The following is a 12,085-nucleotide window of genomic DNA, read 5'->3' on the forward strand; positions in this document are numbered from 1 at the left end:
ATGGATCTTTTCAATAAGGTACTTTTTTTTATTCTTCTTTTCCAAAAAAACTTTTCATCGCATAAAATACATCCGCTTTTTGCCTCAAGATATAATGTCTAAACTTATTATCTTTAATATTTTTATACGAATTCATGAGCGTGCTATTTCGGTTGTACTGGTTCACCTCTCCGTAGCCGAACATATTCGATTTTTCCATCAGCTCGTCAACCAGCTTTACACACCGCAGATTGTCAGATGATAAATTATCCCCGTCTGAAAAGTGGAAGGGGTAAATATTGTAGCGGGAAGGGTCATATTTCTCTTCGATAAGTTCTAAAGCCATTCGATAAGCAGATGAACAAATCGTCCCCCCGCTCTCTCCTTTAGAAAAGAAATGCTCTTCGCTGACTACTTTGGCTTCTGTATGATGAGCAATAAATTCAATATCAACGGTTTCGTACTTTGTCCGCAAAAAGCGAACCATCCAGAAAAAGAAGCTTCTGGCCATATATTTTTCCCAGACTCCCATCGATCCGCTTGTGTCCATCATTGCAAGGATCACGGCTTTTGATTCTGGCTTTTCCACTTCTGTCCACGTTCTGAATTTTAAATCCTCGGGTAAAATAGGATGGAATTTCGCTTCTCCAGTTAAAGCGTTGCGCTTATAAGCTGATAGCAATGTTTTCTTCTTATCCACATTGCCCATTAACCCTGTTTTGCGTATATCATTATATTCCACGTCTTCCACTGTGAAAGGCGCCTGTTCTTTTTGCTTCAGATTGGGAAGTGCCAGCTCGCTGAAGAATGCTTTTTCTAAGTCCATAAACGACACTTCTGCTTCGTAGTAATCTTCTCCAGCTTGATCGCCGGGACCGCTTCCTTTTCCAGCTCCCTCAGCAGGGCTGCCATCGCGAGCGATAACATCGCCTACTTGGCTATCGCCGTCCCCCTGCCCGACATGCTTATTTTTATCATAGTTATATCTAATTTTATATTCTTCTATGGAACGAATAGGGATTTTGATGACTTCATTGCCGTTTGACATGATGATACTCTCTTCTGTAACTAAATCCGGCAAGTTCTTTTTTATGGCATCCTGTACTTTTTGCTTATGCCGCTCTTGATCGTCATACCCTTTGCGGTGAAGAGACCAATTTTCACGGGATACGTGATGATGCTCACTCATCTCCTATCATCTCTCCTTTCCTTAGTTTTATCGTATGCATGCAGGCGGAAAGTTGTACGAAGTATATAGTTGAAAAGGAAAAAAGAGGGCGGCCAAAACGGCTGCCTCTTCTTCTATCTGTTCAGCAGGCTGCCCACATAACGAAGCAGTTCATTGGCTGATACAGAATTATAGCCATGATCATCAATTAAACGAGCCACTACCTCATTGATTTTTTTCAACTGCTGTTCATCCGGCGTTTTCGTTGAAGTTGTAATTTTCACGATATCTTTTAAGTCGGCGAACAGTTTCTTCTGGATGGCCTCACGCAGGCGGTCATGAGAATGATAGTCAAACCTCTTTCCTTTTCGAGCGTAAGCCGAAATTCTAATTAAAATCTCTTCTCTAAACGCTTTCTTGGCATTTTCAGAAATACCAATCTGCTCTTCAATCGAACGCATAAGCTTTTCATCCGGATTGATTTCTTCCCCGGTGAGCGGATCGCGCATTTTTGACTTATTACAATACGCTTCTACGTTATCCAAATAATTATCCATCAACGTCTTCGCTGATTCTTCATATGAGTAAACAAACGCTTTTTGCACTTCCTTCTTGGCAATGTTGTCATATTCTTTCCGTGCGACAGAAATAAAGTTCAAGTATTTTTCTCGTTGTTCGTTTGAAATCGACGGATGCTGATCAAGTCCCTCTTTCAGGGAGCGGAGAACATCAAGCGCGTTAATGGAAGATACTTCTTTACGGATGATCGTAGATGAAATACGATTAATCACATAGCGTGGGTCAATGCCGCTCATTCCTTCATCCTGGTACTCCTTCTTTAACTGATCGACATCTGCTGAATTGTACCCTTCCACATTTTCGCCATCATATAATCTCATCTTTTTAACAAGGTCAATATCGCCGCGTTTCGGCTCCTTCAAACGAGTCAAAATAGTAAACATGGCTGCTACTTTTAACGTATGCGGAGCGATATGAACATCAGACACATCACTTTCGCGAATCATTTTCTCATAAATCTTTTCCTCTTCTGACAACTTTAGATTGTACGGAATCGGCATGACAATAATCCGTGAATGAAGGGCTTCATTCTTTTTATTAGAAATAAACGACCGATACTCCGTCTCATTTGTGTGGGCAACAATTAATTCATCTGCGGAAATCAAGGCAAATCTTCCCGCCTTAAAGTTCCCTTCCTGTGTAAGAGACAATAAATGCCACAAGAATTTTTCATCACATTTCAGCATCTCCTGAAACTCCATCAATCCACGGTTCGCTTTATTCAACTCTCCATCAAAACGGTAGGCGCGCGGGTCAGACTCAGATCCGTATTCAGCAATCGTAGAGAAGTCAATGCTGCCCGTTAGATCAGCGATATCCTGAGACTTCGGATCAGAGGGGCTGAATGTTCCGACCCCAACCCGTTTATCTTCAGAGAAAAAGATTCTTTCCACCAGTACGTCTTCAATCCGGCCATTGTATTCTTCCTGTAGCCTCATCATGTTTAATGGCGATAAATTCCCTTCAATTCGAACACCATACTCCTTATGAAAATCTTCCCGCAAATGAGCAGGTATTAAATGGAGCGGATCCTCATGCATCGGACATCCTTTAATCGCGTATACAGCCCCTCTTTCTGTTCTTGAATAAGCCTCCATTCCTTTTTTCAATATGGCAACAAGCGTTGATTTCCCTCCACTAACCGGTCCCATCAACAACAAAATCCGTTTGCGGACATCCAATCGTTTTGCTGCAGGGTGGAAATACTCCTCAACGAGGCGTTCTAGCGCTTCTTCCAGTCCGTATAGCTCCGTGCTGAAGAAACTATATTTCTTAGAGCCATTCTCTGTCTCTATCCCTTTGTCTTTGATCATATGGTAAATTCTAGAATGAGCTGACTGAGCCACCCAAGGCTTTTGTTTAACGATATCCAAATATTCCGCAAAAGTGCCTTCCCACTTTAACTTTTCTTCCTGTTCACGGTATTGTTCGACTTTTTTTAAGATATCCATATAGACCTCCCGCTTTTGCGTAATTAGAGAACGATTAATAAATCCTATGCCCGTACAGCCTCTAACATGCTAATGAAAAGCGGAATCATTGATTGTCCGTAATTTGCAATAAGTTAGCGTTTTCTTTACAAATGCTTTCAGCTATAATAAAAATAGTGTGCAGGAAAAGACTTCTTAAGAAAGGGGTACGTAAAATGAATTTCATACTCATTTTAGCTGTGATTATTGCCTTCCTTTCCGCAATTTTTACTGCTGGATATGAAGATAAGCCAGGTACAAAATAATTTAAAAAAGCGAAGGCATCGTCAAAAGAACGTCACTTTCTTCACAAAAAAAGCACTGCAGTCAGGCTGCAGTGCTTTTTTATTTTAATTTCAGGAAGCTCTGCTGACGCAATGCTTCATAAACTAAAATGGCGGCTGTATTAGATAGATTCAAGGATCTTACATTTTCATTCATTGGAATGCGCAGGCACCGCTCTTTATTTTCATTAATAGTCTCTTTTGGCAAGCCTGTCGTTTCTCTTCCAAAAATAAAGAAATGCTCTTTGTCACGATTGCTATAATCAAAATCGGCGTAGTTATTCTCGCCAAATTTGGTTAAATAATAATATTCTCCATCGGCATTCTTCTCATAAAATTCCTCGAGGGAATCATAATACACCACTTTTACAAACTGCCAGTAATCCAGGCCGGCACGGCGCAACATTTTATCATCCGTTGAGAAGCCAAGCGGACGGATTAAATGAAGCACTGTATCTGTAGCTGCGCAAGTTCTAGCAATATTTCCGGTATTGGCCGGGATCTCGGGCTGGTAAAGTACTACGTTAATAGACAAAATTATTCACCTCATATTTATGCTGTAACCTATTTATTATATCACTAGTAAAAAAACTTAAGAAGAATCATCTTTAATTTGAAAAAACTTATACTGAATACCGGGAGTATAGGCGGTAGAATCTTCATAACTCCAATAGCGCATGCGGCTGTTTGTTGTGTGGGCATTAACGAGCGGCATGTCACGGCGGTCTTTTGCTGTGACAATCGTCGAATGGTCAAAGCGGCCGTCTCCTTGAAAGTCATAACAAATTACATCACCAGGCTGCAGCATTTTCGGTTCACTCACCTCTTGCGCGCGTATCCCGCTCTTGGAGGAGGACAAAAACCAGCGGAAAGCATGAGCAACTGTCCAGCTGTAGCTCCAATTATTATTTGTCATCCACCAGCCTCGGCTTCTATCTGGGTAACCCGTCATCGGCGCTCCGCCTGCATGCAAGCATTGGGAAATATAATTGGTACAATCCACATTAAATTTTCGATAAGCTGGATTATAACTATTCCACCATCGCTCCGCATATTGAACGGCTTTAAGACGGTCATAATGAAAGGCTCGTCTCTCTTCCAAGACCTCCGGGAAGTCAGCCACTCCCTTTTCTTCCCCTAAAAAAACAAGCGGGAGTTTTGTTTCCTTATCTTCTATCAGCTTTTGATTTTCTATGCGGGCAGCTCTCTCCTCGACTTCTTCCTCTAAATAAATATAGCTGTCCTGCTTAATTAAATATTTAAAATGAACGAGATAACGTGTCCATTCTCCCTCATTGGAAAGTATCTTGCCAAAAGCTTTAGCTTTAAGAATTTTACTCCCCCTTGACTCTAGTTGCTGCTGCTTTCTTAGCAACTTCTCCTCGTCACTCACTTTGCCATCCACGAGAGACTGCAAACGCCGCTCGATTTCCTGTCGAAGCTCTTCACACATGAAAAGATCCTCCTGAACGATTCGTTTTTCTATATCTATTCAGGCTAGTCTCTGTTCATGTTAATTCATTGAAGAGATTCCTTTCTCGATTTCAGCGATAACTTCATCATCCTTTTCGTTTGTTCTTGCTGAAATGAGCGCTTCTCTAGCCCCCTCACCACCAATTTTTGCGATTGCCCAAGCAGCGGTTCCTCTTAATACCGGACGGACATCTGAGTGTAGCACCTCAATTAGGGAAGGCAAAGCTTCTTCTTCTTTAAAATGAGCCAATGCAATAATAGCATTGCGCTGAATAGGCTTCTTTCCTCTCCAAGAGCCAGACATAGAGCCAAATCTTTGCTTAAACTCCTTGTTACTCATGTTGACTAGCGGCTTAAGAAGCGGCTTTACCGCCTCTGGTTCTGGCTCCATTTCCTCATGGAAATGAAAGTCGATCCCTCTATTTTCTGGACAAACCGTTTGACAAGTGTCACAGCCATATAGACGGTTCCCAAGCTTTTCACGAAACTCTACAGGCATGAAGTCCTTCGTTTGTGTTAAAAACGCAATACAGCGTTTAGCATTTAACTGTCCTCCTTGTACGAGGGCGCCCGTTGGACAAGCATCTAAACATTTCGTACATGTGCCGCAGCGATTTTCGATCGGCTTATCTGGCTCAAATGGCAAGTTAGTAATCATTTCTCCTAAATAAACATAGGAACCAAATTCAGGTGTAATAATAGAGCTATTCTTGCCACTCCAGCCAATCCCCGCACGCTCAGCCACCGCTCTGTCTGACAGCTCTCCTGTGTCCACCATTGAACGAAAGCGAGCGTCGGGAACTTTAGCCGCGATAAATGCTTCTAATTTGCCTAACCGGTCGCGAAGGATCGTGTGATAATCCTCTCCCCAGGAAGCCCGGCAGAAGATGCCCCTTCTCTCTCCTTTCTTTCCTTTCACAGACTCTTTCATTTTAGAAGGATAGGCTAACGCAATGGCAATAAGCGACCTTGGCTGATCAAAAATTAAAGAAGGGTCCACCCGCTTGTTAATGTCCTTTTCTTCAAAACCTGACTGATAATCCAATGCTTGTTGACGCACTAGACGATCTTTCAGCTCAGTGAAGGGAGCTGCTGAGGCGAAACCAATCTTATCTATACCGATTTCCCGGCTATATTCAATAATTTCTTTCTTTAAAACAGCATAATCCATTCCTACTCCTCCTTTCAGAGAAAGCATTTTCCAGCAAGCGTTCATATACATTAAAAAACGCAACATCTTATCCAGCAAGGAATAAAACATTGCGTTAATAACAATATGAGAGAGCGGGTGATGGGAATCGAACCCACGACATCAGCTTGGAAGGCTGAGGTTTTACCATTAAACTACACCCGCAAGTAAAGAGTTCAATTTATAACATGTGTTTTATTATATATAAAAATATTGTCGAATTCAAGAGGATTTTCATTATTTCCATATAAAAGTAAGGATATTCACTTCCCTTTATTTTATTCTTACCTGAAATTCCTCTCGATAAACTGCTTCTCCTGTTTTTCTGTCATCAGGTCGTAAGCAATGCCAACGGTTCCTCCCTGTGCCTCCCATAAAGCATTGTGATCTTTATCTGCTTTATCAAAATTTCCAGTCTCCCACCTATTTAATATTTCGAGAAAAAATTCCTTTGATTTAAAATTATTTGCTAAAACGTGTTGCTTCAGTTTCGCAATGTTTTCTGGAGTCATCTCGATCGCTCCCCATTTTTCATCTGACACCACTTTTTGATGAGTCATTTTATGCATAAGATCAGTCACTTGCGGCTCATTGCCATCATTCAATGTCGGTAAAGTCTCTCTTATGTCCCCTTCAATATTAATTTGTTTTTCAACAAATTCATCCGTCTGTTTTTTAGTCTCCTTCTCTGTCTCTGCCTCTTGCTTTTTACGAAGATGGTTTTCTTCTGCTGGTACACTAACTCCTATTACAGATAAAGCAATTAACCCACATACAAGAGAAATAACAGCTACAGAAATAAAAACCATTGTAAATTTTTTAAAGTCCATTTTATCACCTAACATAAATTATTATGATGGATTCACAACGCTCTCGTTTACATCTGAATCACTCTTGATAGACTCGTTATTACATAGAAGAGATTGATAGTTTTAGATTACCATAATTGTCATATAGTTGAAATGAATATTGGTGGATGAATATCTCAAACACTTAAAGCTACCTGTCTTATCTCCTTATTACTGCGCATCCAATTACCCTCCATGGCTTTTATTTGCATGCAGCCACTTCATGCTATAATCAATTTTGTAAGCAGTCGCAAAAGAACACTTCGCCTGTTGAAGGAGGGATCCAATGGAAAAAATTATGATTATTGAAGATGATCCAAAGATTGCTGGACATTTAAAAGTATTTATTGAAAAGTATGGGCTGCAAAGCGTAGTAATAGAGGATTTTGATCATGTCATGGATCTATTTCATAAAGAGAAGCCTGATCTCGTCTTGCTGGACATTAATTTGCCTAAATTCGATGGCTATTATTGGTGTCGGCAAATCCGTCTTGTTTCTATTTGTCCTATTATTTTTATCTCGGCCCGAACGGGGGAAATGGATCAGGTCATGGCTTTGGAAAATGGCGGGGATGACTTTATTACAAAGCCGTTTCATGCCGATGTCGTTATGGCCAAAGTCCGCAGCCAGCTTCGTCGGGCTTACGGCGCCTATTCCTCCAACCACCAGGAACAGGTCATTGAGTTAGATGGACTGAAGCTTTATCCAGAGCGATTTGAATTGCACTTTGCCAATCAGGAGATACGCCTGACAAAAAAAGAAACAGATATTCTTGAAAGCTTAATGGATCGTTATCCACGTGTAGCGGGGAGGGAAGATTTACTGGAAAAGCTATGGGATGAGCAAACTTGTGTGGATGAAAATACATTGAATGTAAATGTTACTCGTGTGCGTAAAAAACTGCAGGAACTCGGTATTGAACAATCCATCGAAACCGTGCGCGGTGCTGGCTATCGACTGAATGTAACATGGGGGCCGGCAAGAGCATGAGGTTATTTTTTCGTGAACATTTACTGTTGATTTCTTTTCAACTCGTCCAATTTTTCGTTTTTTTTCTTATTTTTTGGCTCGACGGCTATCATCACATTTCTGTTTTTCTATATGCCGTTTTTATTGGACTATTTTTGCTAGCCAGTTATTTATTCTATCATTACATAAGCCGGCGTTCATTTTATAAAAGGCTAGAGAACGGCCTTTCATCCCCTGATGAATCATTAGAGAAAACCGGCTCTGCTCCGACTGCTGCTGCCCTTCATGCACTGTTAAAGTCACAATATCAGCTTTATATGACGGCTCTGCAGCGAGCTGAAAAGCGACAGGAAGAGCACCTGGAATTTATCGATCGATGGGTGCATCAGATAAAAACACCTCTTTCGGTTATTGAACTGACCGCACAAAACCTTGACGAACCTGAATCTTCGAACATTCGTGAAGAGACAGAACGAATGCGCCATAGCTTGAATACAGTTCTTTACAATGCCCGTCTGCGAACTATTGAACAAGATTTTCAAATCAAGCCCGTCTTGCTCGCCAAAACGGTACAAGCAGTCAACACAGAAAATAAGCGCTTCTATATCCGCAATCGGGTCTATCCTCGTTTTAAGGAGCAGCATCCTGGCATTACTGTTGAATCAGATGAAAAATGGCTATTTTTTATCCTTGACCAGCTTGTGCAAAACGCAGTGAAATATTCGGCAGGCAGAAGCTCTTCTATCGACATTACAATTTATGAAAGAGACGGGTCAGCCATATTGGAAGTGAAAGACTGGGGCATCGGCATCCCTCCGGAAGATCGAAGACGAATTTTTCACAAATTTTTTACCGGTTCTAACGGCCGCAAATACCGCGAATCCACAGGGATGGGACTGTATCTTGTTAACGAGGTATGCCATTACCTTGGACATCAACTAGAAGTGGAAACAGAAGTCAACGAGGGATCGATTTTCCGCATTGTGTTCAGCCCTTCGCAAAACCTTACATCGATGTAAGAAAAGTGAAAGAAAGTTCGATAGCTCCCTTCCGGCCTAATGCGCTACACTGGCATCATTACAAAAGCGAGAGGAGAAATAAGTATGCTTGAGGTGAAAAGAGTCGGAAAAGTTTATGAAGGAAAAGTCGCCTACCGTGCTCTAACCGATATTGATTTGTCTATAGGAGATGGAGAGTTTGTCGCCATTATGGGGCCATCGGGAAGTGGAAAGACAACATTACTGAACATGGTAGCAACCATTGATGAACCGACAACTGGAGAAATTACAATTGATGGACAGAATCCCCATCGGCTAAAGAAAAATGATTTGGCTAAGTTCCGCCGCAGAGAGCTTGGTTTTGTCTTTCAGGACTTCAACCTTCTTCACACACTGACGGTTGAAGAAAATATCGTTCTGCCGCTCACGCTTGATGGAAGAAGCGTCAAAGAAATGAAAGGCAAAGCAAGAGCTGTAGCTGAAAAGCTGGGCATTGCTGGAATTATGAAAAAGCGCACCTTCGAAATTTCGGGAGGTCAAGCACAGCGGGCAGCTGTTGCCCGGGCGATCATTCATAATCCAAAGCTGTTACTTGCTGACGAACCAACCGGAAACCTTGATTCCAAAGCCTCTAAAGACGTAATGGAGCTGTTGTCTGCTTTAAACAAAAAAGACAGGATGACTACACTCCTTGTGACGCATGAGGCGCAGGCAGCAAGCTATGCTGACCGTGTCGTCTTCATCCGTGACGGTAAGCTTTATTCCGAGATTTACCGTGGAGACAGCCAAAAAGGCTTCTTCCAGCAAATTATCGACACACTTTCCTTGCTTGGGGGGAACGACCATGACTTTTCGTCAGTTCGCGTTTAATAACGTCCTCCGCAACAAGCGGCTGTATGCTGCGTATTTTCTGAGCAGCTTGTTTACCGTTATGGTTTTCTTTACATTTGCGATCTTTGCCTTTCATCCGTCATTTCAGGGTAGCGACATGAACAAACATGCGATGTTTGCGCTGACCGTGGCCGGCGGCATTATTTACGTATTTTCTTTCTTTTTTGTTTTGTATTCCATGAGTGCTTTCTTACAGTCTCGAAAGAAAGAATTTGGTTTGCTGATGATGCAGGGAATGAGCACCCGGCAAATCCGGCTGATGGTTTTCATGGAAAACATGTTGATCGGACTGTTCGCTACCATTAGCGGCATTCTGCTCGGGCTTGTCTTTGCTAAGCTCATTCTGCTATTGGCCGAAAATGTTCTTATTCTTGAGGAGAACCTTCATTTCTACTGGCCATTCATGGCAATGATTGTCACATTTATTTCGTTTATTATACTGTTTTTGTTTATTTCATTTTTTGTTTCCTTTATCTTGCGCACTCATAAGCTCGTTGACCTGATTAAAGGAGACAAGAAGCCGAAAGATGAACCAAAAGCTTCTATTTTTCTTTCTGTCCTGGCAGTACTTTTGCTGCTTGGCGGGTATGGAACAGCGCTTTATGTGAAAGGAATGGAAGTTATTGTCGTGATGGTGCCTGTTGTCGTTGTTGTTATCATCGGCACTTACCTGCTGTTCAGCCAGTTAAACGTCTTTATTATTCGCCGACTGAAACGCAACGAGGCGCTCTTCTGGCGCAATACAAACATGGTCTTATTTTCAGACCTGTCTTTTCGAATGAAAGACAATGCACGTGCCTTTTTTATGGTCGCTATTATCTCTACCGTTGCCTTCAGTGCGATTGGCACTTTGTACGGGACGCATTCCTATTTGACGAAAGGCATCGTCCAGGCAAATCCATTTACGTACAGTTACCAGCCTTATGAGAAGACAAAGAACATGGAGAAAGATGTACAATACGCCCAAAGCGCCATTAAGCGGAATGGCATTGATGCAGAGCGGCTAGACATAACAAAAATCTACGTTCCATTTAACGGCAAGCCTAATGGCATACTCGTTTTAAACGCTGCCGATTATAATAAAGCAGCACAACTGCTTGACAAACCACAGCTTGACCTTAAAGAAAAAGAAGCTGTCGTGGCTAAGAAGAGCATTGCTAGCCTCGACCAAAGTAATCAAGATGACAGCCTGCTAAAACAGGCTATCACGCTCGCTAACGGGGAAGAAATCAAACCAAGTCAGCTGATTGATGCAGATGCCTATCCAAACTTTGAGAATTACTATATTGTGAGTGACAAGATATACAATCAGCTGCCGAAACCTGTAAAAGTTGAGCAGAATGTCATCTGGCACGCATCAAACAAAAACACTTCAGAACAATTGCGAAAAACAGGAGAAGTGTTACAAGAGCATTATGAACCTGGAACATTCTTCTCGATCGATTTTATTATCTATCAAATTGAAAAAGGCTATGGTCCGATTCTCTTTATTGGATTGTTTATCGGGATTGTCTTTTTCGTATCAGCTGGAAGCTTTCTCTATTTCCGTCTCTTTACCGATCTGTCTGAAGACAAAGTAAAGTTCCAAGCCATTGCTAAAATGGGATTAACCGTACCTGAAATGAAAAAGATCGTAAATCGTCAAACAGCCTTGCTGTTCTTTGCACCAATGGCTGTTGCGCTCATCCACGGTGCTGTGGCTCTAACCTCTCTTTCACGGATGTTTAGCTACAATCTAGTCACAGAATCAGCCATGGTACTTACAAGCTTTCTCGCTATTCAAATCATTTATTATCTGGTTGTCCGCTTCTTTTACGTTAAACAAATTAAAGAAGCCATCGAATAATCTTAAAACAGGAGCAGCCTAGCGGTTGCTCCTGCTTCTTTCTCTGTCCTATACTTTTTAGTGTAAAAACATTCTCTGCTATTAAAGTTTTTTCTCAAAAAAAGGACTGGTCTTTGTAGCCAGTCCTGACTGTAAAAATTTCAGTCCAATCAGACGCCAGGTGCTGCCTCACGTCTAATATATAGTATGAAGCTTCAAAGACAAGCGTTACTCCATTTATTAAATTTAACACTGACCTTCATATGTACGCAAAACGTTTACCTTTAGTATGATACTGAATAGGGTGTGGTCTTAAAGTTCTTAACTCACAGTTCAAAACAAATAAAAAACGTCCTCCTACAACTTGTAGAAAGACGTTTTAAATGTTGATATTCCTTCATTCTTTTAAGCA

At 41.5% G+C, this 12,085-nt stretch carries 10 protein-coding genes and 1 tRNA gene; 4 read left to right on the forward strand and 7 right to left on the reverse strand.

Annotated features, from left to right (window positions below; translation table 11 throughout):
• Positions 1-28 precede the first annotated feature (28 nt).
• The 7 genes from yhbH to MKZ02_RS21000 all read right to left on the reverse strand — a co-directional run bounded on the left by yhbH (position 29) and on the right by MKZ02_RS21000 (position 6,971).
• Positions 29-1,168 carry a sporulation protein YhbH gene (gene yhbH, locus MKZ02_RS20970; protein ID WP_340856072.1) on the reverse strand — a complete coding sequence of 380 codons (1,140 nt, stop codon included), beginning with the start codon at positions 1,166-1,168 and terminating at the stop codon, positions 29-31.
• 113 nt (positions 1,169-1,281) lie between these two features.
• Entirely contained in the window at positions 1,282-3,177 is a 1,896-nt protein-coding gene (locus tag MKZ02_RS20975) for a PrkA family serine protein kinase (RefSeq protein ID WP_120036403.1), read from the reverse strand.
• Positions 3,178-3,540: 363 nt separating this feature from the next.
• Positions 3,541-4,017 (reverse strand): tRNA (uridine(34)/cytosine(34)/5-carboxymethylaminomethyluridine(34)-2'-O)-methyltransferase TrmL, encoded by a 477-nt coding sequence (trmL, locus tag MKZ02_RS20980; protein ID WP_182917172.1) that lies wholly within the window; start codon positions 4,015-4,017, stop codon positions 3,541-3,543.
• A 54-nt stretch (positions 4,018-4,071) separates the two neighbouring features.
• Positions 4,072-4,932, reverse strand: a complete 861-nt coding sequence (locus tag MKZ02_RS20985; RefSeq protein ID WP_340856076.1) for an amidase domain-containing protein — start codon at positions 4,930-4,932, stop codon at positions 4,072-4,074.
• A gap of 60 nt (positions 4,933-4,992) precedes the next feature.
• The gene (queG, locus tag MKZ02_RS20990) at positions 4,993-6,123 is read right to left on the reverse strand and encodes a tRNA epoxyqueuosine(34) reductase QueG (RefSeq protein ID WP_340856079.1); all 1,131 of its coding nucleotides are present in this window, start codon (positions 6,121-6,123) and stop codon (positions 4,993-4,995) included.
• A gap of 112 nt (positions 6,124-6,235) precedes the next feature.
• Positions 6,236-6,306, reverse strand: a tRNA-Gly gene (locus MKZ02_RS20995).
• Positions 6,307-6,425: 119 nt separating this feature from the next.
• The gene (locus MKZ02_RS21000; RefSeq protein ID WP_120036399.1) at positions 6,426-6,971 is read right to left on the reverse strand and encodes a DUF6241 domain-containing protein; all 546 of its coding nucleotides are present in this window, start codon (positions 6,969-6,971) and stop codon (positions 6,426-6,428) included.
• A gap of 304 nt (positions 6,972-7,275) precedes the next feature.
• Between MKZ02_RS21000 and MKZ02_RS21005 the strand changes: the two genes are divergently transcribed.
• The 4 genes from MKZ02_RS21005 to MKZ02_RS21020 all read left to right on the forward strand — a co-directional run bounded on the left by MKZ02_RS21005 (position 7,276) and on the right by MKZ02_RS21020 (position 11,694).
• On the forward strand, positions 7,276-7,980 hold the full coding sequence (locus tag MKZ02_RS21005; protein ID WP_120036398.1) for a response regulator transcription factor: 705 nt from the start codon (positions 7,276-7,278) through the stop codon (positions 7,978-7,980).
• Positions 7,977-8,978: a sensor histidine kinase gene (locus MKZ02_RS21010; RefSeq protein ID WP_340856088.1), complete on the forward strand. Its 1,002-nt coding sequence runs from the start codon at positions 7,977-7,979 to the stop codon at positions 8,976-8,978. Before MKZ02_RS21005 ends, MKZ02_RS21010 begins: the two co-directional genes overlap by 4 nt.
• 84 nt (positions 8,979-9,062) lie before the next feature.
• Complete coding sequence (locus MKZ02_RS21015) at positions 9,063-9,827, forward strand: ABC transporter ATP-binding protein (protein ID WP_340856091.1); 765 nt, start codon at positions 9,063-9,065, stop codon at positions 9,825-9,827.
• Positions 9,802-11,694, forward strand: a complete 1,893-nt coding sequence (locus tag MKZ02_RS21020; protein WP_340856092.1) for an ABC transporter permease — start codon at positions 9,802-9,804, stop codon at positions 11,692-11,694. Before MKZ02_RS21015 ends, MKZ02_RS21020 begins: the two co-directional genes overlap by 26 nt.
• Positions 11,695-12,085 lie beyond the last annotated feature (391 nt).

This window comes from Pseudobacillus sp. FSL P4-0506, from assembly GCF_038003025.1.
GTDB lineage: Bacteria > Bacillota > Bacilli > Bacillales > Domibacillaceae > Pseudobacillus.